Source organism: Zoogloea dura (genome assembly GCF_012927165.1).
Lineage (GTDB): Bacteria > Pseudomonadota > Gammaproteobacteria > Burkholderiales > Rhodocyclaceae > Zoogloea > Zoogloea dura.
Window position 1 is genome coordinate 63,857 of sequence record NZ_JABBGA010000009.1, and the last position, 24,606, is coordinate 88,462.

Consider the following 24,606-nt stretch of genomic DNA (forward strand, 5'->3'; position numbering starts at 1 on the left):
GATGGACTCCTGGAATGACTATCCGGCGCGACGCGTCGTCCGGAGATGGTTGAAAGGCCCGCCCGTGAAGGGGGCGAAGCCGGTGCCGAAGATTATCCCGGCATCCGCCAGGTCCTCGTCTTCCACGACACCATCTGAAACACATGACTGCGCAGCCGCCAGCAAGGGGGCGACGATGCGCCCGGCCAGTCCGGCCGGCGGCGTGCCCGTGGCCGGCCGGCTGAGCTTGCCACCGGGCCAGGCGTAGAAGCCCTGCCCGCTTTTCTTGCCGAGCTGGCCGGCGGCCACCCGCTCGGCCAGCCCCCGCGGCAGGGTGGCGTCAGCGCCGGCGAGGGCCTTGCCGGCCGCCACCGCGATGTCGAGCCCCACCGTGTCGATCAGCTCGATGGGCCCCATCGGCATGCCGAAGGCGGTCAGCGCCGCGTCGATGGTGGCCGGCGCGATGCCCTCGTCCACACAGCGCAGGGCTTCGTACATGTAGGGGCCGAGCACCGCATTGACCAGGAAGCCGGGTGCGTCCTTGACCGGCAGGGGCAGCTTGTCGAGCCTGCGCACGAAGGCGGCAGCCTGCCGGAAGACCACCTCGTCGGTGAGCGCGCCGCGCACCACCTCGACCAGCGGCATCACCGCCACCGGGTTGAAGAAATGGATGCCGGTAAGCCGCGCGGGCTCGCGCAGGGCGGTGGCGATGTCGCCGATGCGCAGGCTCGAGGTATTGGAGGCCAGCACGGCATCGGGCCGGGCCCGCTGCTCCAGCTCGACGAACAGCGCCCGCTTCGCCTCGAGGTTCTCGTAGATCGCCTCGATGATCACGTCGGCGCGGGCCACGCCGTGGCCGTGGGGGTCGGCGATGATGCGGTCGAGGGCGAAGCTCACTTCCCGCGGCTTGCCCTTGAACTTGCGCTCGAAGCGCTTGGCGGCCCGTGCCACCACCGGCGCGATGCGCTCGACGGACTGGTCCTGCAGGGTCACCGTCATGCCGCGCAGGGCGCATTCGATGGCGATGTCACCGCCCATCACTCCTGCCCCGACCACATGCACGCGGCGCGGCGCAAAATCGGCGCCCTTGCCGAAGCCCTTCAGGCGCTCCTGCAGGAAGAACACGCGGATCAGGTTGCGGGCGGTGTCGGAGCCGAACAGGGCCCCCAGCGACACGGGCGAACCATTCGGCACAGCCAGCGCGTTGCCGCCGTAGTGCTGCCACACATCGATGATCGCCCACGGCGCCGGGTAGTGCTGGCGCGGGGCCTTGGCCGCCACCTGCCGGCGGGCGCCGGCCGCCACCACGCCGCGCAGCGGGCCGTTGAGGAGGCGCTGCAGCAGGGGCGGACGCCGCGCCGGCTGCCCGGAGAGCAGCGTCAGGCGGGCCGCGTTGTCCATCACCCGGGCCGGCACGCAGGCATCCGCCAGGCCCAGGCGGCGCGCCTTGCCGGCATCCACGCCCTTGCCGGTGAGCATCAGGTCGAGGGCCGCGGCGGGGCCGATCAGCGCCGGCAGGCGGGCCATGCCGCCCCACGCGGGGTAGATGCCGAGCATCACCTCGGGGAGGGCCAGCCGGGTGCCGGGCTCATCCACCACGATCCGGTAGCGGCAGGCCAGGGCCAGCTCCAGGCCGCCCCCCATGCAGTGGCCGCGGACCAGGGCCAGCGTCGGGTAGCGCACCGCCGCCAGCCGCTCGAACAGGTTCCAGCCCTTCTCCACCAGCGCGCGCGCGGCCGCCGCGGAATCGATGCGGGTGAATTCCTCGATGTCGGCCCCGGCAATGAAGCCCACCGCCTTGCCAGAGCGGATCACCAGCCCGCTGGGCGGCTGTACTTCGAGCCGGTCGAGGACGGCCGCCAGCTCGGTCAGCACGGCGCTGCCCAGGGTGTTGGTGCCGGCTCCCGCCACGTCGAGGGTGGCCCAGGCAATGCCATCGGCGTCGCGCTCGAGCTTCCAGTGTTTCAGATCCATCATCAGACCGCCTCCACCAGCATGGCGCCACCCAGGCCGCCGCCGATACAGATGCTCGCCAGGCCGCGCTTGCCGCCGGTGCGGCGCAGGGCCTCCAGCACATGCAGCACGATCCGCGCACCGCTGGCCCCGACCGGGTGGCCCAGGGCCACCGCGCCGCCATCCACGTTGAGGCGGGCCGGGTCCACCTCACCCAGGGCGCCGGGCAGGTCGAGACGGGTACGGCAGTAGTCCGCATCCGTCCAGGCGCGCTGGCAGGCTATCACCTGGGCTGCAAAGGCTTCGTTGATCTCGAGCAGATCCAGGTCATCCAGGCTCAGCCTCTGACGCTGCAGGATGGGTGTGGCTGCGTGCACCGGCCCCAGGCCCATGCGCTCGGGTTCCAGCCCGGCCCAGTGGCTGTCCACGATGCGGCCGCGGGGCTCGAGGCCGAAGCGCTCGACGGCCTCGGCCGAGGCCAGCACCAGCCATGCCGCGCCATCGGTGATCTGGGAGCTGTTGCCGGGGGTGACCCGGCCGTACTTCTTGTCGAAGAAAGGCTTGAGCTTGGCCAGGCCGGCCATCGACACATCGCGGCGCAGGCCGTCGTCCTCGGCAAAGACGCTGCCGTCCCGGCCGATCAGGGGCACCAGCTCGCGGCTGAAGTGACCCGCGTCATGGGCGGCCGCCACGCGCCGGTGGCTCTCCACGGCGAAGGCGTCCATCTCCTCCCGGCTGATGCCGAAGCTCCAGGCCAGGTTCTCGGCGGTCTGCCCCATCAGCTGCCCGACGATAGGGTCGGTGAGGCCTTTCATGATGGCGATCACCGGCGCCAGGTAGCCGGGCCGGAAGCGCCCGGCCATGGCCAGCTTCTGCCCCAGGCCACGGGCCTGCATCCAGCCGGCGAACCAGCGCACCATCGCGTCGGAATACAGCAGCGGCGCCCGCGACAGGGCATCCACCCCGCCGGCCAGCACCAGCTGCGAGCGCCCGCACAAGATGTTGGCGATGGCCGAATCGATGGCCTGCATGCCGGAGGCGCAGTTGCGCATCACCGTCCAGCCCGGCACCTTGATGCCGCAGCCCATGCGCAGGGCCACCACCCGCCCGATGTTCACCTCGTCCGGCGAGGGGCTGGCGCAGCCCAGGATGACCTCGTCGAGCTGCTCCGGCGCGAAGCGCTGACGGGCCAGCAGGGCACTGCCGGCGGCCGTCGCCAGGTCGGAGGCGGCGAACGGGCCCGGTGCATTGCGCGCCTTCAGGAAGGGGCTGCGGGCACCGTCGATGATGTAGATGGGCTGCTTCATGGTTCCGATCCGTCGGTGGCGGGTTCCGGGGAGCGCTCAGGCCGCCTCGCGCTGCTCCGCGGCCTGCCCGGCGAGCCGCGCGGAGAGGCCGAGGTCGTGCGGGAAGTCGTCGACCCGGATGACCTTGTCGCGCAGCACCCCGCGGCGAACCATCACGTCGTGCTCGTCGCGGCTGATGATGCCGACCGCGAGGGCCGCGTCATACAGCGCATCCACCCCGCCGCCGACCAGCAGGCCGGGCTTGAACTGGCCTTCCTTGATCGCCCTGCGCACCTTGGCCTCGACCGGCTCGGCCTCCAGCGTGGCGCGCAGGGCGGCCTCCAGGGCGCCCACCGGCTCTTCCACGTCGTCCGGCACGAACACGTCGGAGGTCAGGCGGTCGCGGGTGGCCGAAGGCTCGATCAGCAGGCGCGCCACCTCGTGGCCCAGCCGGTCGGAGGGCACGAAGTACGGGCGGCCCAGGGGAAACACCACGATCCGCCGCAGCAGGGTGGCAAAGAGGCGGTTCGGGAAGTTGGCGATGACGCCCTCGAAGGCGTTCTGGGCCTTGAACATGCAGTCCCAGATGGCCCAGTGCATCAGCGGCGCGTCGGCAGCCTGGCGCCCTTCGGTCTCGTAGCGCTTGAGGGTGGCGGAGGCCAGGTACATCAGCGACAGGATGTCGCCGAGGCGGGCGGAGAGCTTTTCCTTGCGCTTCAGGGCGCCACCCAGGGTACCCATGGACAGGTCCGACAGAAAGGCGAAGGCGGCCGAGAAGCGGGTCAGCTGCTGGTAATAGCGGCGGGTTTCCGGCGCCACGTCGGCCGGCACCGACACGAAGTGGGAGCCGCTCAGCCCCATCACCAGGGCCCGGGCGGCGTTGCTCACGGTGTAGCCGATGTGGCCCCAGAAGGCCGCGTCGAAGGCCTTCAGGTCGCCCGCGCGGGCGGCGTCCATCTCCTTGAGCACATAGGGATGGCAGCGGATCGCGCCCTGGCCGAAGAGGATCAGGCTGCGGGTGAGGATGTTGGCGCCCTCCACCGTGATGCCCACCGGGATCTGCTGGTAGGCGCGGCCGAGGAAGTTCTGCGGCCCCAGGCAGATGCCCTTGCCGCCGATCACGTCCATGCCGTCATTGACCGACTGGCGGGCCCGCTCGGTGACGTGGAACTTGACGATGGCCGAGACCACCGACGGCCGCTCGCCCAGATCGATGGCACCGGCGGTCATGACCCGGGCGGCGTCGCACAGGTAGGCGTTGGCGCCGATGCGGGTGAGGGCTTCCTCGACCCCCTCGAACTTGCCCACCGCGGTCTTGAACTGGTAGCGCACCCGGGCATAGGCCCCAACAGTGCGGGCGGTCATCTTGAGCATGCCGGTGTTGGAGCCCGGCAGGGAGATCGAGCGGCCTGCCGCCAGGCACTCCATCAGCATGCGCCAGCCCTGCCCGGCCATCTTCGGGCCGCCGATGATGAAGTCGAGGGGCATGAACACATCGCTGCCGCGGATCGGGCCGTTCATCCACACCGCGTTGAGCGGGAAGTGGCGGCGGCCGATGTCCACGCCCGGGTGGTCGTGGGGCACCAGCGCGCAGGTGATGCCCAGGTCTTCCTGGCCACCCAGCAGGTGCTCCGGGTCGTACAGGCGGAAGGCCAGGCCGAACACCGTGCACACCGGCGCCAGGGTGATGTAGCGCTTGTCGAAGCTGACCCGCATGCCCAGCACCTCGCGGCCCTGGTAGAGGCCCTTGCAGACCACCCCCGCATCAGGGATGGAGGCGGCATCGGAGCCGGCCCACGGGCTGGTCAGCGCAAAGGCGGGGATCTCCTGGCCGCGGGCCAGGCGCGGCAGGTAGTGCTTCTTTTGCTCGGGGGTGCCGTAGTGCAGCAGCAGCTCGGCGGGGCCGAGGGAGTTGGGCACCATCACCGTGACGGCGGGTGCCGACGAGCGGGTGGACAGCTTGGTCACCACCTGGGAATGGGCATAGGCCGAGAAGCCCTTGCCGCCGTACTCCCGGGGAATGATCATGCCCAGGAAGCCCTTTTCCTTGATGTAGCTCCACACCTCGGCGGGCATGTCGCCCTCCTCGGTGCATTCCCAGTCGCGGGTCAGGCGGCACAGCTCGGTGGTCTCCACGTCGAGGAAGCGCTGCTCCTCGGGGGTGAGGCGCGGCGCCGGGTAGGCCTGCAGCTTGGTCCAGTCGGGCTTGCCGGCGAAGAGCTCACCCTCCCACCACACCGTACCGGCCTCGAGGGCGTCCTTCTCGGTCTGCGACATGGAGGGCAAGGCCTTGCGGAAGGCCTTGAAGATGCCCGCCGTCACCAGGCTGCGGCGCAGCCCCGGCAGCAGGAACACCGCGCCCGCCACAGCCACGGCGGCGAGCACGCCTGCCGTCACCGCCACCGGCCAGCCGGCCAGCCCGCCGAGGGCCGCCAGCCACAACAACAACACTCCACACCAGGCAAAAAGAGGCGCTCGCCCGTAGGCGAGCGCGACCACCAGGGGAGGGAGGGAAACCAGGAACCAGTACGACATGAGCGATCTCCTTTTACTCGGCGCCGTCTTTGCAGCGCACTTTTATAAATAAGGGGTGTTGCGTTATGGCTAGCGCAGTGACGCTTCCGCCAGGGGCGCGCGCAGGCCGCCGAGCAGGAAGCTCATCAGGCGCGGCGCCAGCTGGGAGGGGTCTTCGTCATCGAACTTGCCGGTCACCAGCTGCAGGGCGTCGGTGCCGGCGATGGCGTAGGACATGGCGCCCATCATGAAATGGAAGCGCCAGAGGATTTCCTTGCGATCCACCTCCGGCACGGCGCGGTACAGCGCGGTAAGGAAGCGGTCGACACACTCGGCGTATTCCTCGGCGAGGAACTGGCGGACGAATTCGCTGGGTTCGGTGTAGGTGCGGCCGAGCAGGCGCATGAAGGTGTGGCCGCCGCCCTCCACGTCGGCCGCCATGCGCAGGGCCGTGCCGAAGAAGGCATCGACAATCCGGCTGGGCTTGATGGGTGCTCCGGCGGCCTCGACTTCCAGCACTTCGAGCGCCGCGATCCGCGCCTGGTTGAGGCTGGTCAGGCGGCGCCGGAAGACTTCCTGGATCAGCAGCTCCTTGGTGCCGAAGTGGTAATTCACCGCCGCCAGGTTCACCTCGGCCCGGCTGGTGATCATGCGCATGGAGGTGCCGTCGAAGCCGTTCTCCATGAACAGCACCTCGGCCGCATCAAGGATGCGGCTGCGGGTATCCGTCGTCCTGCTGCCAGCTTCTGCCATGTCCAGCCTCCCTGTGGTTCATCGCTCCCCTCGGTTGGGGGGCTGCATCCTGGCGGCGTGCCTGGGCACCACTCGCCGCCGCAATTCATTAAAACGTTTGTTTGAATCATACATTGGATTTATTCCCTGTCAACGCCCCGCCATTCAGAGCGGGAGCCCCCCGCTCCAGCCCTGCACGCCATTCATGCAGCGCTGGAGCCGGTTTGTCAGAGGCTGGAGAAAATTCATCCAGGGCTGGACGAAAAAGACGCAGACGTGGACCGCCGCCGTCCAGGGCTGGACAAAAATCATCCAGACCTGGACGGCAATCACCCGGACCTGGACAAAAATCACTGAGGCCTGGACGCACATCACCCACCCCTGGACAGCGCGCGTCCAGACCTGGACGACGGGCATGCAGCCCTGCCCGAAAATCACCCAGCGGAGCATGAAATCACCCCACACGGCCCTGCAAGGCCCCCGGCCACCCGGCCGCGGGGCGACAGCGGGGCCGCCCCCCGGCCTGGCTCAGGCCACCGACGCCTGGTCGCCCTCCCCGCCCCGCCCGCGGCGGGCCGGGCGCCGCACCAGCATGGCCTGGCGCAGGGCCTCCAGGCCCTCGCCCTTGCCGAACATCTTCATCAGCGAATAGCCCTCCAGCGAGGCCATCAGGATGTCGCTGCCCAGGGCGATGCGGGTGTCCTCCATCTTCGCCACCACCTCCTGCAGCCGCAGCAGGCGCGGGCGCAGCGCATCGAAGGCCGTAAGGTCGGCCTGCATCTCGGTCGCCAGGAAGGACGGCGGCAGGATGTCCCCGTTCTGGGCCAGCACCATGGCGGTCTGGCGGCAGAACTGCTCGGACTTGTCGCCCATCTTCACCAGGCCGCGCACGACCTCCGGCGAAAGGCTCACGAAGGCCGCCACCTCCTGCTCGAGGGTCGCGATGGCCCCATCCATGGCGTCGAGGTTCTTGGCGGAAAGGGTCAGGGAAACAAGGTTCTGGGTCATGATCGGGCTCCTGGCAATGAGGTCTGGGATGACGCCACGAGAACGGTCGAATCCCCTCCGCAGCGGCAGGACGAGAATACTACTTCGTCATACAACAATGTCACTCAGGTAGGCCACCAGATGGTGGCAAAGTGTGAAACCCGGCAAGATCACACCCCACCCGGGCAGGCCTCATATCCGGCGGACGGAGCTGTGCCGCGGACATGCTTGACTTTGAGTGCACTCAAACTTCCAGAATCGATCCATGGAATCCCATCTGAGCATCAACGAGGTTGCCAGGCGCACCGGCCTCAGCGCCCACACCCTGCGCTACTACGAGCGCGCCGGCCTGATCGCCCCCGTGGCGAGGGCGGCCGGCGGCCAGCGCCGCTATGCCGCCGCAGACCTCGAATGGATAGGTTTCCTGCTGCGCCTGCGCGAAACCCGCATGCCCATCGGGCAGATGCAGGGCTTCGCCAGGCTGCGCGCCGAAGGGACGGCCAGCGCGCCGCAGCGCCGGCAGATGCTGGAAACACATCTCGCCGAGGTGGAGACATCGATCGCGGCCATGCAGCGCGCAGCCCAGGCCCTGCAGGCCAAGATCGAGCACTACCGGGCGCTCGAAGCGTCCCTGCAGCCCTCAACCCGCATCACCGCAAGGAAAACGCCATGCCCCTGAACACCTCCCCTACCCCGACCCGCTACCAGCAAGGGCTTGCCCGGCTGCGCGAGATAGACGGCGAAGCCGGCGAGCGGGTCATCGACAGCCTCGCCGACATCGCGCCGGATTTCGCCCGCTACCTGATCGAGTTTCCCTTCGGCGACATCTACTCGCGGCCAGGCCTGGATCTGCGCAGCCGCGAGATCGCGGTGGTCGCCGCCCTCACCGCCATGGGCAACGCCGCGCCCCAGCTCAAGGTCCATCTGCAGGCCGCCCTCAATGTAGGCGTCACGCGCCCGGAGATCGTCGAGATCATCATGCAGATGGCCGTCTACGCCGGCTTCCCCGCCGCCCTCAACGGCCTCGCGGCCGCCCGTGAAGTGTTTGCAGAGGGGGATGCGGCGGGCTAGCGCGGAGTCTCCACCGGCCTCACCGGCACGAACAGCCGTTCATTGCCCCGCTGCACCAGCAGCGCGATGGTGCCGCCGCTGGCCTTGAAGACCTCGCGGGCCTGGTCGATGGTGGCGACGGGCTTGCCGGCCACCGCCAGGATCACGTCGCCGGCCTGCACGCCGGCCAGCTGGGCCGGGCCCTCCACCACGTCGACCAGCACCCCCTCGACCACCCCGATGGCCAGGCGCTCGGCGGGCAGCAGCGGGCGCAGCTGCAGGCCGAAGCGCCCCTGCAGGTAGGCGTCGCGCGGCGGCTGCGGCGGTGGGCTGACCGGCTTGCCGGCGTCGCCGAGGGTCACCTCCAGGCGCAGGGCGTGGCCATCGCGCCACACTTCGAAGACCAGATGCTGGCCGGGCTGGGCCAGGGTGACCAGGGTCTGCAGATCGGCCGCGGCGGCGATGGGCCGGCCGCCCACCTTGAGGATCACGTCGCCGGGCAGCAGGCCCGCCTGGGCGCCGGGGCTGCCGCGCTGCGTGTCGAGCACCAGCGCGCCCGCCGGGGCGGGCAGCTTGAAGGCCTCTGAAAGCGGCTGGTTCATCTCCTGCACCGTCACCCCGAGCAGGCCGTGGGAGACATGGCCGGTGGCCACGATCTGCTGCTGCACCTTGAGGGCGATGTCGATGGGGATGGCGAAGCTGAGCCCCTGGAAGCCGCCAGTGCGGCTGTAGATCTGCGAGTTGATGCCCACCACCTCGCCGCGCGCATTGAACAGCGGCCCGCCGGAATTGCCCGGGTTGACCGCCGCGTCGGTCTGGATGAAGGGCACCCCGCTGCCGTCCGGCAGGGAACGCCCCTTGGCGCTGACCACCCCGGCGCTGACGCTGTTCTCGAAGCCGAAGGGCGAGCCGATGGCGAGCACCCACTGTCCCACCTGCAGCTCGGTGGGGTTGCCCACCTTCACGGTCGGCAGCTGCTTCGCGTCGATGCGCAGCACGGCGATGTCGGTGCGCTTGTCGCTGCCCAGCACCCGGGCCCGGAACTCACGCCTGTCGGTCAGCTTGACGACCACGTCATGGGCGCTGGCGATGACGTGGGCGTTGGTCAGGATCAACCCGTCCTCACTGAGGATGAAGCCGGAGCCCTGGCCCCTGACCGGCACCTGCATGCTGGCCCCGCTGCCACCGAACTGCTGCTGGAAGCGGCGCAGGAACTGCTGCATGGAGTCCGCGTCGGCATCGTCGCTGGTCGGGTCGGCGGTTTCCGGCCCCACCGTCACCTGGCGCACGCCGCTGACGCTGATATTGACCACCGCCGGGCCGTAGCGCTGGGTGATCCGGGCGAAATCGGGCACCCCCGCCGTGCCCACCGCGGCGGGCGGATCCGCCGCAGCCGGCGCGGCGCCGGCGGGCACACAGGGGGTGACGAGGGCGGCGAGCGCGATGGAGACGCTCGCTGCAAGGCGGTGGCGGGGGGCTGGAATGAACATGGGCATGGGGCCAGGCTTCCGGGCAGGAACAGATGAGTGGCAGACGGGTGGCGGCACACATTATGACGCGACTCTCCACCCGCACAGCGCCCACGCCGCGCAAAAGCCGACCGGCGGCGGCCCTCAGTCCGGGCGCGGGCCCACCCCGCCCCCGGCGTTCTTGGCCAGCAGCACCGCCGCCACCAGGCGCCGGGCGGCCAGATCATTGGCGCTGCGCTGGGCCGACAGGTGGGTGGCCTGGGCCGTCACCACGTTGAGAAAGCTCACCGTGCCGGCCTTGTACTGGTTGAGGGCGATGGCCTCGGCCTCGGCGGCGGCGGCCACCGCGGCAGCCTGCTCGACCGCCGCCTCGTCCAGCAGGCGGGCCGCCGACAGGTTGTCCTCCACCTCCTGGAAGGCCACCAGCACGGTCTGGCGATAGGTGGCGACAGCCTGCTCCCAGCTGGCCTGGGCCTGGCCCACGGCGGCCTTTTTTGCGCCAGCATCGAAGATCGTCGCCGCCAGCGTGGGGCCCAAAGACCAGTAGCGGCTGGGCACGGTGAGCAAGTCCTCGATCTGCGAGCGCCGGAAGCCGGTCGAGGCGCTCAGGCCCAGCACCGGGAAGCGGGCGGCCTGAGCCGCGCCGATGGCCGCGTTGGCGGCGGCCACCCGGCGCTCGGCCGCGGCAATGTCGGGGCGCCGCTCCAGCAGCGTGGACGGCAGGGTCACCACCGCCGGGGCGATCGGCAAGGCCGCGCTGGACGGCGGCAGGCTGAAGCCGGCCGGCGCCTGCCCGACCAGCACGGCCAGGGCGTGCTCGTACTGGCTGCGCGACAGCCTCGCATCCAGCGCCGAGGCCCGGGCGCTGCGCAGCTGGCTCTCGGCCTGGACCACATCGGCCTTGCTGGCCACGCCGGCGCCATAGCGGTTGCGGGTGAGCTCGAGCGAACGCGCGTAGGCCGCCACGGCGGCATCGAGAAGCTGCAGCTGGCGCTCGGCGGCACGCAGCTGGAAGTAGGTCTGGGCCAGGGTGGCATGGGCCGACAGGCGCGCCGCAGCGAGGTCGGCCTCGCTGGCCTGGACCCGCTCGTCGGCGGCCTCCACGTTGCGGGCGATGCGCCCCCACACGTCAGCCTCCCAGCTGGCGCTGGCACCGAGGCTGAAACTGTTGCGTGGCGGTGCACTGCCGGCAGCATCGGTGGCGGCCGAGGTGGCCGAGCGGGTCGCCCCGGCGGTGGCATTGATGGTCGGGAACCACGACGCCCGCGCCGCATCGGACAGGGCCCGGGCCTGGCGGTACTGGGCCTCGGCGATGCGCAGGTTCTGGTTGGAGATGTCGACCTTGTCCTGCAACGCGTCCAGCTGCGGGTCGCCAAAGGCCTTCCACCAGGTGTCGGAGGCCAGCGGATCGGCCGGAACGGCAGGCTTCCATTCACCGGCCTCCTTGAAGGCTGCGGGGGTGTCCACCACCGGCCGCACGTAGTCCGGGCCGATGCTGCAGCCCGCCAGGCTCAGGGCACAGAGAAAGGCGAGAACGGTGGGGCGAACTGCAGGGGCGACTTCAGCCGCCCATCGGACATCGATCAATGTTGGCTCCCGATTCAACGTGCTGCGGGCGGCCGAAGCCGCCCCTACAGGGGGCCCTGCCAGGTTGTGTGGGGTCTGGTCAGGCATGGGCAGGCAGGCTCCGCTTGCGGCGCAGCCGGTCGAGCAGCACGAAGACGACCGGCGTGGTGTAGAGGGTGAGGATCTGGCTGAGGATCAGCCCGCCGACGATGGCGATGCCCAGGGGCTGGCGCAGCTCGGCGCCGTCGCCGGTGCCGATGGCCAGCGGGATGGCGCCGAACAGGGCCGCCAGGGTGGTCATCAGGATGGGCCGGAAACGCAGCAGGCCGGCATGGTGGATGGCATCGCGGGCGCTCTCGCCGTGGTGGCGCATGCGCTCGATGGCCACGTCGATCATCATGATGGCGTTCTTCTTGACGATGCCGATCAGCAGGATCACCCCGATCATGGCGATCAGGCCGAACTCGGTGTCCTTCGCCATCAGGGCCAGCAAGGCCCCCACCCCGGCCGAGGGCAGGGTGGACAGGATGGTGATGGGATGGATCAGGCTCTCGTAGAGCATGCCCAGCACGATGTAGATGGTGATGATGGCGGCCAGGATCAGGATGGGCTGGGAGCTCATGGACTTCTGGAAGGCCCCCGCCGAGCCCTCGAAGCTGGTACGTACCCCCACCGGCACGCCGATGCCGGCCAGGGCCTGGTTGATCACCACGGTGGCCTCGCCGATGGAACGCCCCTCCGGCAGGGCGAAGCTGATGGTCGACGCCGCCGCCCCGCCCTGGTGGCTGACCGACAGGGGCGCCAGGGTGGTCTCGAAGCGGGCCAGCGCCGACAGCGGCACCCGCGCCCCGGTGGGGCTGACCAGGTTGAGGCGCGACAGGGATTCCGGCCCCTGCAGGTATTCCGGGGCGGCCTCGAGCACCACCCGGTACTGGTTGAGGGGGTTGTAGATGGTGGACACCTGGCGCTGGCCGTAGGCGTTGTTGAGCGCCGTGGTGGCGGCCCGCATGGTGATGCCGTAGCGGGCCAGGGCGTCCCGGTCGAACACCAGGGTGGTCTGCGGCCCGGCGTCCTGCTGGTCGGTGCTCACGTCGGTGATCTCGTCCAGGCGGCTCATCGCGTTGCGGATGCGCGGCTCCCACAGGCGCAGCTCGTCCAGGCTGTCGGACTGCAGGGTGAACTGGTAGGCGGAGTTGCTGGAACGCCCGCCGATCCGGATGTCCTGCACGGCGCTCAGGTAGAGGCTGGCCCCCGGCACCCGCGCCAGCTTCTTGCGCAGGCGCCCCACCACCGCCTCGGCGGATTCCTGGCGTTCGGCGATCGGCTTGAGGGTCACGAACATCGACCCGTAGTTGCGCTGGGAGCCGCCGGTGAAGCCGGTGACGGTGGCCACCGCGGGGTCGGCCCCGACGATGGCCAGGAAGATGTCCATCTTCTCCTTCATCGCCTGGAAGGAGATGGCCTGGTCGGCCTCGACGAAGCCGCGCAGGCGGCCGGTGTCCTGCTGCGGGAAGAAGCCCTTGGGAATGATCTGGTACAGATGCACGTTGAGGCCCACCGTGGCCAGCAGCACCAGCATGACGATCCAGCGGTGGTCCAGGGCCCAGCCCAGGCTGCGCCGGTAGCCGCCGGCCAGGGCCTCGAGGGCGCGCCCCACCGCCCGGTCGAGGCGGCCGCGCTCCCCTTCCGGCGGACGCGGGCGCAGCAGGCGGGCGCACATCATCGGAGTGGTGGTGAGCGACACCAGCATCGACACCAGGATGGCCGCCGACAGCACCACCGCAAACTCCCGGAACAGCCGCCCGACGATCCCGCCCATGGCCAGGATGGGGATGAACACGGCAATCAGCGACAGGCTCATCGACAGCACCGTGAAGCCGATCTCCCGCGCCCCGCGCAGGGCCGCCTGACGCGGCGGCATGCCCTCGTCCACGTGGCGGGAGATGTTCTCCAGCACCACGATGGCGTCGTCCACCACGAAGCCGGTGGCGATGGTGAGCGCCATCAGCGACAGGTTGTCGAGGCTGAAGCCGGCCAGGTACATGATGGAGAAGGTCCCCACCAGCGACACCGGCACCACCACGCTGGGGATGACGGTGGCCCGCCAGTTGCGCAGGAACAGGAAGACCACCATCACCACCAGGGCCACCGAGATGAGCAGCGTGCGCTCCACCTCGCGCAGGGAGCCGCGGATGGTGGGGGTGCGGTCCATCACCACGTCCAGGTCGATGGCCGGCGACACGCTGGCGCGTAGATGGGGCAGCAAGCCGGTGACCCGGTCCACCGTCTCGATGATGTTGGCGCCGGGCTGGCGGTTGACCATCAGCAGCACACCCGGGCGGCCGTTGGCGTAGCCGTAGTTGCGGTCGTTCTCGACCCCGTCCCGGACCCGCGCCACATCGCCCAGGCGCACCGCCGAGCCGTTCTTCCAGGAGATGATCAGCGGCCTGTATTCTGCCGCCGTGCGGGCCTGGTCGTTGGCCCCGACCTGCCAGGCCTGCTCGCCATCCTCCAGCACACCCTTGGGGCGGTTCACGTTGGCGCCGACCAGAGCCGTGCGCACATCATCCAGGTTGAGCCCCGCCGCGGCCAGGCGGGCCGGGTCGGCCTCCACCCGCACCGCCGGCAGCGAGGCGCCGCCGATGGACACCTGCCCCACCCCATCCACCTGGGCCAGGCGCTGGGCAAGCACCGTGGAGGCCGCGTCGTACAGCTGGCCCTGGGTGAGGGTCGCCGAGGTGAGGGCCAGGATGATGATGGGCGTCTCGGCCGGGTTCACCTTGCGGTAGGTGGGGTTGTTGGGCAGGCTCGTCGGCAGCTGGCCGCGGGAGGCGTTGATGGCCGCCTGCACTTCGCGGGCGGCACTGTCGATGTTCTTGGAGAGCTCGAACTGCAGGGTCACGCGGGTGGTGCCGAGGGACGAGTTGGAGGTCATCTCGGTGACCCCGGCGATCTGCCCGAGGATCCGCTCCAGCGGCCCGGCCACCGTGGCCGCCATGGTCTCCGGGCTGGCCCCGGGCAGGTTCGCCGACACCGAGATGGTCGGGTAGTCCACCTGGGGCAGCGGCGACACCGGCAGCAGGCGGAAGGCGATCGCCCCCGCCAGGGCCACCGCCAGGGTCAACAGGGTGGTGGCCACCGGCCGGAAGATGAACAGGCGGGAGAGGTTCATGCCCGTACAGCCCTCACGCCGACCGCCGCGCCAGCCGGTCGAAGGCCAGGTAGATCACGGGCGTGGTGAACAGGGTCAGCACCTGGCTGACCAGCAGGCCGCCCACCATCGTGATGCCCAGCGGCTGGCGCAGTTCGGAGCCGACGCCGGTGCCCAGCATCAGCGGCAGCGCGCCCAGCAAGGCCGCCAGGGTGGTCATCAGGATCGGCCGGAAGCGCAGCAGGCAGGCCTGGAAGATCGCCTCCCGCGGGGCCAGGCCCTGGTTGCGCTCGGCGTCGAGGGCGAAGTCGATCATCATGATGGCGTTCTTCTTGACGATGCCGATCAAGAGCACGATGCCGATGATGCCGACGATGCCCAGCTCGCTGCGCGCCAGCAGCAGCGCCAGCAGCGCCCCCACCCCGGCCGAGGGCAGGGTGGACAGGATGGTCACCGGGTGGATGTAGCTCTCGTAGAGCACGCCCAGCACGATGTACATGGTCACCACCGCGGCCAGGATCAGCAGCAGGGTGTTGGTCAGCGAGGCCTGGAAGGCCAGCGCCGCGCCGCGGAAGCTGGTCTCGATGCTGGCCGGCATGCCCAGTTCCTTCTCCACCCCGCGGATCGCCTCCACCGCGTCACCGAGCGCCGCGCCGGGGGCCAGGTTGAAGGACACCGTCACCGCCGGGAACTGGCCGATGTGATTGACCGCCAGGCTCGCCGGCCGCTCCACCACCCGCGCCACCGACGACACCGGCACCTGCACCCCGCCGGTGCCGGGCACATAGAGGCTGGCGATGGCGCCGGGGCCCTTGCGGAACTCGGGCTGCACCTCCAGCACCACCCGGTACTGGGTGGCCTGGGTGAAGATGGTGGAGATGAGGCGCTGGCCATAGGCGTTGTAGAGGGCGTTGTCGATGGCCGCGGTGCTCACCCCGAGGCGCGCCGCGGCGGCCCGGTCGATCTCGACCCAGGCCTGCAGGCCCTTGTCCTGCAGGTCGCTGGCCACGTCGGCGAGCTGCGGCAGCGCCTTGAGGCTGTCCACCAGGCGCGGCACCCATTCGGCCAGGGCGGCACTGTCCGGCGACTGCAGGGAGAACTGGTACTGGGTGCGGCTGACCCGGTCCTCGATGGTCAGGTCCTGCACCGGCTGCATGTACAACGTGATGCCCGCCACCTTCCGCACCTCCGGCGCCAGCCGGCGGATCACCTCGCTGGCGCTGGCATCCCGCTCGGCCAGCGGCCTGAGAGTGATGTTCATGCGGCCGCTGTTGAGGGTGGTGTTGCTGCCATCCACCCCGATGAAGGACGACAGGCTGGCCACCGCCGGGTCTTTGAGTACCACCTCGGCGAGCGCCTGCTGGCGCTCCGCCATGGCACCGAAGGAGATCGACTGGTCGGCCTCGGTGATGCCCTGGATGGCCCCCGTGTCCTGCACTGGGAAGAAGCCCTTGGGCACCGCCACGTAGAGCAGCACGGTGAGGCCGAGGGTGGCCGCCGCCACCAGCAGGGTCAGGCCCTGGCGCTCGAGGACCCATTCCAGCATCACCCCGTAGCGGGCAATGACCCGCTCGAGGAAGGCCCCCACCGCCCGGTTCAGCCGCCCCTGCTCATGCTCCGGCACATGGTGCAGCAGGCGCGCGCACATCATCGGGGTGAGGGTCAGGGACACGAAGGCGGAGATCAGGATGGCGATGGCCAGCGTGATGGCGAACTCGCGGAACAACCGCCCCACCACATCGCCCATGAAGAGTAGCGGGATCAGCACGGCGATGAGGGAGAAGGTCAGCGAGATGATGGTGAAGCCGATCTGCTTCGCCCCCTTGAGGGCCGCCTGCATGGGGGATTCGCCCTCCTCCACGTAGCGGGCAATGTTCTCGATCATCACGATGGCGTCGTCCACCACGAAGCCGGTGGAGATGGTGAGGGCCATCAGGGTGAGGTTGTTGAGGCTGAAACCAGCCAGGTACATGACCCCGAAGGTGCCGACCAGGGACAGGGGCACCGCCACGCTGGGGATAAGGGTGGCCGGCACGCTGCGCAGGAACAGGAAGATCACCATCACCACCAGGGCGACGGCAAACATCAGCTCGACCTGCACGTCGTGCACCGAGGCGCGGATGGTGGTGGTGCGGTCGGACAGCACCCGCAGCTCCAGCGAAGCCGGCAGGCTGGCGGTCATCTGAGGCAGCAGCGCGGTGACCCGGTCGGCCACCTCGATGACGTTGGCGCCAGGCTGGCGCTGCACGTTGATGATCACCGCGGCGGTCTGGTCGGCCCAGGCGGCGAGGCGGATGTTCTCGGCGTCGTCCTTGAGGGTGGCCAGGTCGGACAGGCGCACCGGGTTGCCGTTCTTGTAGGCGACGATCAGGCCGCGGTATTCATCGGCCGACTTGAGCTGGTCGTTGGCATCGAGGGTGGACGCGCGCTGGGGGCCGTCGAAGCTGCCCTTGGCCTGGGTCACGTTGGCATTGGCCACCGCCGTGCGGATGTCTTCCAGGCCCAGCCCGTAGGCCGCCGCCGCGGTGGGATTGACCTGCACCCGCACCGCCGGGCGGCGCCCGCCGGCGATGCTCACCAGGCCCACCCCCGGCACCTGGGAGATCTTCATGGCCAGACGGCTCTCGACGAGGTCGTGGATGCGCGTGATGGGCAGGCTGGGCGAGCTCACCGCCAGGGTCAGGATGGGCGCGTCGGCCGGGTTCACCTTGCTGTAAGTGGGCGGCGCCGGCAGGTCGTTGGGGAGCAGGCTGGAGGCTGCGTTGATGGCCGCCTGGACCTGCTGCTCGGCCACATCGAGGCCCATCGTGAGGGCAAAGCGCAGGGTGATCACCGAGGCGCCGCCGGAGCTGCTGGACGACATCTCGTCCAGCCCCGGCATCTGCCCGAACTGGCGTTCCAGCGGCGCGGTGACCGCCGAGGTCATCACGTCCGGGCTGGCACCGGGGTAGAGCGTCTTGACCTGGATGGTGGGGTAATCCACCTCGGGCAGGGCCGAGATCGGCAGCAGCCGGTAGGCGACGAAGCCCACCAGCAGGATGGCGACCATCAGCAGCGAGGTCGCCACCGGCCGCAGGATGAACAGGCGGGACGGATTCATCGCAACCGCCCGTCAGTGGGCCGGCCGGCCACCGGGGCCGCCGCGCTTCCTTTCCCGTCCGGGGGCGTTCACCGCGCCGGCGTCGATGGGCTCCACCTTCGCGCCGTCCTTGAGCTTGTCGAGGCCGTCCACCACCACCTTGTCGCCGACGGCCAGGCCCTCCTCGACGGCGGCCTTGCCCGCATCCACCGGGCCGAGCCGGACCGGCACCGCGCTGACCTTGCCCTCTTCACCCAGGCGATACACGTAGTTGCCCTTGCTGCCCTGCTGCACCGCCGCAGTCGGCACGGTGACCACGTCGGTCAGGGTGTCCAGCAGCAGGCGCACATTGACGAACTGGTTGGGGAAGAGGCTGCCGTCCTTGTTGTCGAAGTCGGCCTTGAGCTTGACGGTGCCGGTGGCGGAGTCGATCTGCGCATCCACCGCCAGCAAGCGCCCCTCGGCCAGGCGGCTCTTCATTTCCCGGTCCCAGGCCTCGACCTTGAGGCCCTTGCCCTCGCGCAGCCGCTTGCGGATGCCCGGCAGGCGCTCCTCGGGCACCGCGAAGACCGCGGTGATCGGCGTCATCTGGGCGATGGTGACCAGGCCGGCCGCATCCGAAGCCTTGACCATGTTGCCCGGATCCACCGCGCGCAGACCGACCCGGCCGGAGATCGGCGCCTTGATGGTGGTGTAGGACAACTGCAGCTCGGCGCTCTTCACCGCCGCCTCGTCGGCCTGCACCGTGCCCTGGTACTGGCGCACCAGGGCGTCCTGGGTATCGACCTGCTGCTTCGCGATGGAGTCCTGGGCCAGCAGGCCCTTGTAGCGCTCGAGGTCGAGCTTCGCGTTCTTCAACAGCGCGGCATCCCGGGCCAGCTGGCCGCGGGCCTGGTCGAGGGCGGCCTTGAAGGGCTCGGGGTCGATGCGGGCGATCAAGTCGCCGGCCTTGACCGCCTGGCCCTCGGTGAAGCGCACCTCCAGCAGCGGCCCGTCCACCCGACTGCGCACGGTGACCAGGTTGCGCGGCACCACGTTGCCGAGGGCCGGCACCGTGACCCGCAGCTCGCCGGTCCCCAGGGTTTCGAGGGTCACCGGCACTGGACGCTCGCCGCGCATGCCGGGGCCACCCCGCGGCCCGGCGGCCTCCTTGCCCCCGCCGCCGCCCTCTCCCGGCACGCCGCCGCGATAGGCGTAGTAGCCCCCGCCCGCGGCGAGCGCCAGGCCCACGATCCAGGGCCACAGACGATTACGTTTGGGAGCGGGGGATGCACTTGCAGGAGACGGGCTGGACATGAATGGCTTTCAGGGAAGATTCCGGCTCGCGGGCCGGATCGGCAGGACACGAATGCTACACGATGGGCCTTTGCGACTGCCTACTGACCGGAGCCCCCGGAAAACGATCCCCGCACTGCAAAATAGACACGTTCAGCCTCTTCGCTGTGCGCAATGCTTGTGAGACACTTTTTTTGACGTTTTAACCCTCCCGTCGTAGGGGATTTGAATCATAGTCAAAGAGTGCTGCAGTGCACATCAAATTGGAGAACTACACGATGCCGCCTGTGCCGGCCCCCTCGCAGCCCAGCTCAGAGGACTTGCTGTCCATCATCCGCGTACAGACCGAGATTGCACGCCTCGGCCTCGATCTGGACGCAGTCATGGCGCTGGCGGTCAGGGCCTGCATGGAGCTCTCCCGTGCGGACGGCGCCGCCGTGGAGATCGCCGAAGGTCCGCTGATGATCTACAAGGCCGCCGCCGGCTCCGCCTCGGCACAGGTCGGCCTGAGCGTCAATGCCGGGCACAGCCTGTCCGGCCTCTGCGTGCAGACCGGTGTCCCCCTGTGGTGCGACGACGCAGAAGACGATCCGCGGGTCGACATCGAGGCCTGCCGCCGGGTCGGCCTGCGCTCCATGGCCGTGGTGCCCCTGCGCCATGACAGCGAGACCGTGGGTGTGCTCAAGGTCCTGTCCCTGCAGCCCGCCGCCTTCGGCCCCCGCCAGATCGAGATTCTCAAGCTGATGGCCGACCTGCTCGCCGCATCCATGTACTTCGCCGCCCGCTGCGGCAAGGACGCCCTCTTCCACCGGGCCACCCACGACCTGCTGACCGGCCTGGCCAACCGCTCCCTGTTCATCGACCGCCTGCGCAACGCCTTGCTGCAGGCCGACCGGGAAGGCAACCAGACCGGTGTGCTGATGGTGGACATGGACGAGCTCAAGCAGATCAACGACCGCTACGGCCACCGCATCGGCGACATCGCCATCCGCGAGTTCGGCAACCGCCTGCTGGGCGGCGCACGGCGCTCCGACACGGTGGCGCGGCTGGGTGGCGACGAGTTCGGCATCGTCCTCAGCCCCACCGCCAGCTCCGACGGCCTGCGCGCCAGCACCGACCGCCTGATCCGCCAGGCGCAGGGGCCGCTGGTGGTGGACGGCCGCCAGATCGACCTGGGCGCGAGCTTCGGCGCCGCGCTCTACCCCAACGACGCCACCGACATCGACAGCCTGCTGGAAAAGGCCGACCAGGCCATGTACGTGATCAAGCGCGAACGCAAGAGCCAGGCCCCCCACCGGGCAGACTGAGGCGAGGGGCTTCAGCCGCCCTCAGGTGCAGGATCGAAGTCCACGGGCTGAAGCTTCGCCTGCCTGGCCCCTGGCCCTGGCTTTGGCGCGGCGCTTCTGCCGCCAGCGCAGCCAGCCGGTCACCAGCATCACGGCGGGCAGCAGGCCGGCGATGCAGGCCAGCAGGCGGCCACCCAGGCCGAAGGCCTCGCCGTTGTGGAGGGGGTGCATCCAGGCCATGAAGCCGTCGCCGGCGCTCCCGGCCCGGGGGTCGCGGACCTGCAGCACGGCGCCGCTGGACGGGTCGATCCACACCTGGGCGCGGGGAAAGCGCCGGCCCGGTTCGCCCGGCGTGTGGAAGCGCACCGAGATGGGCTTTCCCGCCGCCCCCGGCGTCTCGATCCAGCGCAATTCGCCCTGCGGAAACTCGCGGCGGGCGATGGCGACGGCCTCGTCCAGGGACAGCATCGGCGCGCCCTCCTCCACCAGGCCGGCCGGCGCACGGTAGAACGGGGTCAGCGGCGAGAAGGCTTCAATCCCGCCACGGGCCAGTTCCGGCAGGCCCAGCACGCTGCCGGTGAAGGCCAGCACGATGAGCACCAAACCGCCATAGACGCCGGACAGCACATGCAGGTCGTAGGTGCGGCGCACCGCGCCCGGGCGCAATTGCGGCCTGAGGGCCGCCGCCAGGCGGGCCCGGCTGGGCCACCACAGCACCATGCCGCTGAGCAGCGACGCCAGCAGCACCAGCCCCGCGTAGCCGACCACGTCCTTGCCGGTCTGCCCGAGCAGCAGGCTGTAGTGCAGGTCGTACAGCCAGGTGACCGCGTAATCGCCCCAGAAGCGCCGGCTGGTCTCCTTCAGGGTGTGCGGGTCAAGGGTCAGCATCAGCGGCGCGAAGCCCCGCCCGGCGGTTTCCGGCGGGTTGTAGTAGCGCACCATCAGGGGCCGCTGCGGCCCCGGCGGCATCTCGATCCGCCACGGGCCGGTCCGCTCCGGATGCAGCGCGTGCAGACGCGCCAGCACCGCATCCGGCGACGGCGGCGCGGCCGGCCGATCCACCCGGATCGCCGGGTTGAGCAGGCCATCCAGCTCCGGGTAAAACACCAGCACGCTGCCGGTCAGCCCGAGCAGTGCGAACAGCAGGCCGGCCGCCAGGCCGAGCCAGAGGTGGACTTTCAGCCAGCAGCGGCGGACGGCGGCGCGCACGGCGGCTCCGCCGGGCTCAGAACTTCACGGCCAGCGTGCCATACACGCTGCGCGGGGCGCCCGGTGCGTGCAGGCTCTGGGCCCCGTCCCACCACACGTACTCGCTGTAGCGGTCGAACAGGTTGCGCAGCGTCAGTTCGACGCTCAGCGCCGGGCTCAGGCGGTAGGCGCCGGACAGGTTGACATGGGTGTAGCCGCCGAACTTGCCGGTGGCGTTGGTGCGCTCCAGGTAATAGCTGGTCTGGCCGTTGAGCCAGGCCGACAGACGCAGGGCCTCGCTGGCCTGGTAGTCGGAGCCGGCGGCGTAGAGCAGCTGCGGCACGTGGTCGATTTCCTTGCCCAGGCTGGCCGGCGAAGACGAATCCGCCTGCAGGATCTTAGAGCGCTGGATGGCCGTGGACGCCCACAGGCCGAGGCTCGCGGTGGGCCGCGCGTTGATCTGCAGGTCGATGCCCTGGCGACGGGTCTGGCCGATGTTCTCGGCGTCGTTGGCCGGGTCGTTGAGCTTGCGGCGGGCTTCGTTGGACGCTGTCTGGCGCCACACGGCGACGCGCCCGTCGAGCCAGGCCAGGGGCCGGAACTTGAGGCCGGCCTCCAGTCCCTCGTTGATCGAGGGTGCCAGGCTGGCGTTCTGATTCACCTTGTAGGAGGCCGTACCCACCCCCACCTGGAAGCTGCGCCCCCAGTTGCCATACACCGACCACGCCTCCGACGGTGCATACACTGCCGACAGCTTGGGCTGCTTGATGTTGCCGTAGTCGTTGACGTCGTAGGTCCGACCATTGAGTTGGTTGGTATAGCTGCCGTCCACCCGGTCGATGCGGAAGGCGGGCGTCAGGGTCAGGCCCGGCAGGGGTTTCACCACGGCCTGCACAAAGGCCCCGGCGGTGTTGAAGTCGAACTGCTGGTTGCGGGTCTGGCTCTGGCGCACCTGGGCCACGGTGGTAAAGCGCTGGCTGCGGTTGTCCTGATGCTCGGCATCCACGCCGCCCATCACGGCGAGGTCACCGAAAAGTGTCTTGCCGGCGCGCCAGGTCAGGGTGGTGGAGGCGCCGGTGTGGGTTTCGGCGACGATGCGTTCCTGCTGGGCCGCCCCGGCCGAGAACTTCACGAAACGCCGGTCGTCCAGGTTGTTCAAATAGACCTGGCCCGTCCAGAACAGGCGCTCGCCCAGTTCCGACTCGCCCTGCAGGGCAAACTGGCTCACCTGGCGGCGGTCCTCGTCCGTAGCATTGTGGGCCGGCGACTGGTCCGGATTGGCCTTGACCTGAGCCTGGGTCAAATAGCCCGCCTCGTCGGCAGTGGCCGTGTAGTGCCGGGCGATCAGGCCGAAGCGGGAGTTTCCGCCGGCCGGGGTGACGAACCACTTGCCCGAGAAGCTGCCGCTCTCGGCATTGGCATGGTCCCGGTAGCCGTCGGTCCGGTTCAGGGAGACGGCATAGTTCTGGGCCAACCCGTCCTTCTCGATGCCGGCGGCCGCCTGCAGCTCACGGGTGGCAAAACTGCCCACGGTGGCCCGGCCCAGCAGGTAGTTGCCGCCGCTCTTGGTCGAGATGTTGGCGTTGCCGGCGATGTTGTGCAGCCCATAACGCGGATCGTTGGTGCCCCGCACCACTTCGATGGATTCGATATCCAGGCGCGGCGCCAGATCAATGTAAGGCATGTTGCCGTCGTTGCTGTTGGACGGCACGCCGTCGATCAGCAGCTTGACCGCATTGATCTCGCCTTCGCCGTTGAAGGCCCGCAGGGAAAACTTGCCCGAGGTGGTGCCCTGGCCGAACTGGGTCAGCATCACTCCGGGCACCTGGCCGAAGAGCTCCCAGTTGTTGCTCACCACCTGGCTCTCGATGCGCTCGGTCGGCAGCACATCCACCGAGGTCAGCAGACGCTTCGCCTCCAGGGGGCCGCCGGCGCTGCCGCTGACAACCACCTGGCCGAGGGTCAGCACGGGGCTGTCGCCCGGCGCGGCGTCGGCGGCCATGGCACCGGATGCGGAAAACAAGCCGCCAGCGAGGGCCACGGCAAGCGCGAGGGGGATGGGGCGGAGGACGGACATCGTTTTTCCTGGAGAGTCGGCAACGGGTGCGGACTCTAACAAGCCCCGGCCGTGCGGAAACTTGATCCAGGCCAGAATCGGGGCCTCTGCGACACCATGTCGCAGCCGGGCAGGGCTCCAGACGGTAGTCACTCACAAAGCTGGGCAAAGCTCATACTCAGGCGATAAGCAGGGCGGGAACAGGCCGCTTGATTTACGATAGCGCCTCTCCAGCCCCCCTCCCATTCAAGCGTATGGCCTCCGTGTTCGACCTTGCCCGTGCCGATTTCCTGGCTGCCGGCCATACTCTCGAGAACGTTCGCCGGGACTTCCCCGAATGGCACAGGGGGCGTCCCCGGTATCTGCTTTGGGCCATCGACGCCGACCAACCCGCTGTTCGCGAGCAGGTGGCCCGTGCCACCCACCACCTGCAGGACCTGCTTCTCGCGGGCTACGTCCGCCAGCCACACCTCACCCTCGCCCTGTGCGGGTTTCCCACCGACGAACCCCGGCAGGACGATGACTTCGGGCCCACGGCGCTGCTGGCCCAGCTCAAGGCCTTGCGGGCCGCAGCCTGTGCCCCCTTCATGCTGCAGATCGGCCATCTCGCCAGCTTTTCATCTGCCCCCTTTCTGGCCGTCCAGGACCTGGAAGGTGGACTCGGCGTGCTTCGCGATGCCTTGTCCGCTACGACGCACCCGACCGGCAGCCCCTACGTACCCCACGTCACGGTGGGCCTCTACAACGGGCGCTACTCCACTCCGAAGGTCCAGGCCCGGCTGGATGCGCATGCGGCTCGACCCGTGCTGTGCCCGGTCGACCGGATCAGCCTGATGAGCTACGCTTCCGCGGAAATCGGAGGCCCCCTGGCTCATCTGGCCGATTACGACCTCGCCAGCCAGGTGCTGGTATGGCGCGACGACCCGCTCCATCTCCAACTCCAGGCGGCGTCCACCGCCGCCACCGGAATTCATTCACATTCGGACGGAAGCACTATCCACTAGAGTGAATGAGTCCCGTCCTCCGAGTGCCGTG

At 69.5% G+C, this 24,606-nt stretch carries 17 protein-coding genes; 4 read left to right on the forward strand and 13 right to left on the reverse strand.

Features of this window, described 5'->3' with window-relative positions:
• Positions 1-18 precede the first annotated feature (18 nt).
• From HHL15_RS12845 to HHL15_RS12870, 6 genes are all read right to left on the reverse strand, one after another.
• Positions 19-1,956 carry a 3-hydroxyacyl-CoA dehydrogenase NAD-binding domain-containing protein gene (locus HHL15_RS12845; RefSeq protein ID WP_169146176.1) on the reverse strand — a complete coding sequence of 646 codons (1,938 nt, stop codon included), beginning with the start codon at positions 1,954-1,956 and terminating at the stop codon, positions 19-21.
• Positions 1,956-3,239: an acetyl-CoA C-acetyltransferase gene (locus HHL15_RS12850; protein WP_169146177.1), complete on the reverse strand. Its 1,284-nt coding sequence runs from the start codon at positions 3,237-3,239 to the stop codon at positions 1,956-1,958. The genes HHL15_RS12845 and HHL15_RS12850 overlap by 1 nt, the downstream gene beginning before the upstream one ends.
• Before the next feature lie 36 nt (positions 3,240-3,275).
• On the reverse strand, positions 3,276-5,753 hold the full coding sequence (locus HHL15_RS12855) for an acyl-CoA dehydrogenase (protein WP_169146178.1): 2,478 nt from the start codon (positions 5,751-5,753) through the stop codon (positions 3,276-3,278).
• A 69-nt stretch (positions 5,754-5,822) separates the two neighbouring features.
• Positions 5,823-6,485, reverse strand: coding sequence for a TetR/AcrR family transcriptional regulator (locus HHL15_RS12860; protein WP_169146179.1), 663 nt, complete (start codon positions 6,483-6,485; stop codon positions 5,823-5,825).
• A 144-nt stretch (positions 6,486-6,629) separates the two neighbouring features.
• Positions 6,630-6,914: a hypothetical protein gene (locus HHL15_RS12865; protein ID WP_169146180.1), complete on the reverse strand. Its 285-nt coding sequence runs from the start codon at positions 6,912-6,914 to the stop codon at positions 6,630-6,632.
• A 78-nt stretch (positions 6,915-6,992) separates the two neighbouring features.
• A complete protein-coding gene (locus tag HHL15_RS12870) occupies positions 6,993-7,472 on the reverse strand; it encodes a hypothetical protein (RefSeq protein WP_169146181.1) in 480 nt (159 codons plus the stop codon).
• Positions 7,473-7,716: 244 nt separating this feature from the next.
• Between HHL15_RS12870 and HHL15_RS12875 the strand changes: the two genes are divergently transcribed.
• Positions 7,717-8,130 (forward strand): MerR family transcriptional regulator, encoded by a 414-nt coding sequence (locus tag HHL15_RS12875; RefSeq protein WP_169146182.1) that lies wholly within the window; start codon positions 7,717-7,719, stop codon positions 8,128-8,130.
• Complete coding sequence (locus HHL15_RS12880; RefSeq protein WP_169146183.1) at positions 8,121-8,522, forward strand: carboxymuconolactone decarboxylase family protein; 402 nt, start codon at positions 8,121-8,123, stop codon at positions 8,520-8,522. The genes HHL15_RS12875 and HHL15_RS12880 overlap by 10 nt, the downstream gene beginning before the upstream one ends.
• Here the strand turns inward: HHL15_RS12880 and HHL15_RS12885 are convergent.
• From HHL15_RS12885 to HHL15_RS12905, 5 genes are all read right to left on the reverse strand, one after another.
• Positions 8,519-9,997: a Do family serine endopeptidase gene (locus tag HHL15_RS12885; RefSeq protein WP_169146184.1), complete on the reverse strand. Its 1,479-nt coding sequence runs from the start codon at positions 9,995-9,997 to the stop codon at positions 8,519-8,521. The genes HHL15_RS12880 and HHL15_RS12885 overlap by 4 nt on opposite strands.
• Before the next feature lie 117 nt (positions 9,998-10,114).
• Positions 10,115-11,557, reverse strand: coding sequence for an efflux transporter outer membrane subunit (locus HHL15_RS12890; RefSeq protein ID WP_235943381.1), 1,443 nt, complete (start codon positions 11,555-11,557; stop codon positions 10,115-10,117).
• A gap of 79 nt (positions 11,558-11,636) precedes the next feature.
• On the reverse strand, positions 11,637-14,708 hold the full coding sequence (locus HHL15_RS12895) for a multidrug efflux RND transporter permease subunit (protein WP_169146186.1): 3,072 nt from the start codon (positions 14,706-14,708) through the stop codon (positions 11,637-11,639).
• A gap of 13 nt (positions 14,709-14,721) precedes the next feature.
• Positions 14,722-17,787, reverse strand: a complete 3,066-nt coding sequence (locus HHL15_RS12900; RefSeq protein WP_169146187.1) for an MdtB/MuxB family multidrug efflux RND transporter permease subunit — start codon at positions 17,785-17,787, stop codon at positions 14,722-14,724.
• Positions 17,788-17,799: 12 nt separating this feature from the next.
• Positions 17,800-19,062: an MdtA/MuxA family multidrug efflux RND transporter periplasmic adaptor subunit gene (locus HHL15_RS12905; protein WP_169146188.1), complete on the reverse strand. Its 1,263-nt coding sequence runs from the start codon at positions 19,060-19,062 to the stop codon at positions 17,800-17,802.
• 230 nt (positions 19,063-19,292) lie between these two features.
• Here HHL15_RS12905 and HHL15_RS12910 point away from each other — a divergent pair, with 230 nt between their 5' ends.
• Positions 19,293-20,348, forward strand: a complete 1,056-nt coding sequence (locus HHL15_RS12910; protein ID WP_206198741.1) for a diguanylate cyclase domain-containing protein — start codon at positions 19,293-19,295, stop codon at positions 20,346-20,348.
• 21 nt (positions 20,349-20,369) lie between these two features.
• Here HHL15_RS12910 and HHL15_RS12915 read toward each other — a convergent pair whose 3' ends face one another.
• Both HHL15_RS12915 and HHL15_RS12920 read right to left on the reverse strand, forming a co-directional pair.
• On the reverse strand, positions 20,370-21,536 hold the full coding sequence (locus HHL15_RS12915) for a PepSY-associated TM helix domain-containing protein (RefSeq protein WP_169146189.1): 1,167 nt from the start codon (positions 21,534-21,536) through the stop codon (positions 20,370-20,372).
• Positions 21,537-21,552: 16 nt separating this feature from the next.
• Complete coding sequence (locus tag HHL15_RS12920) at positions 21,553-23,592, reverse strand: TonB-dependent receptor (protein ID WP_169146190.1); 2,040 nt, start codon at positions 23,590-23,592, stop codon at positions 21,553-21,555.
• Between the two features lie 242 nt (positions 23,593-23,834).
• Here HHL15_RS12920 and HHL15_RS12925 point away from each other — a divergent pair, with 242 nt between their 5' ends.
• Positions 23,835-24,575 (forward strand): 2'-5' RNA ligase family protein, encoded by a 741-nt coding sequence (locus tag HHL15_RS12925; protein WP_169146191.1) that lies wholly within the window; start codon positions 23,835-23,837, stop codon positions 24,573-24,575.
• The last annotated feature ends 31 nt before the right edge of the window (positions 24,576-24,606 follow it).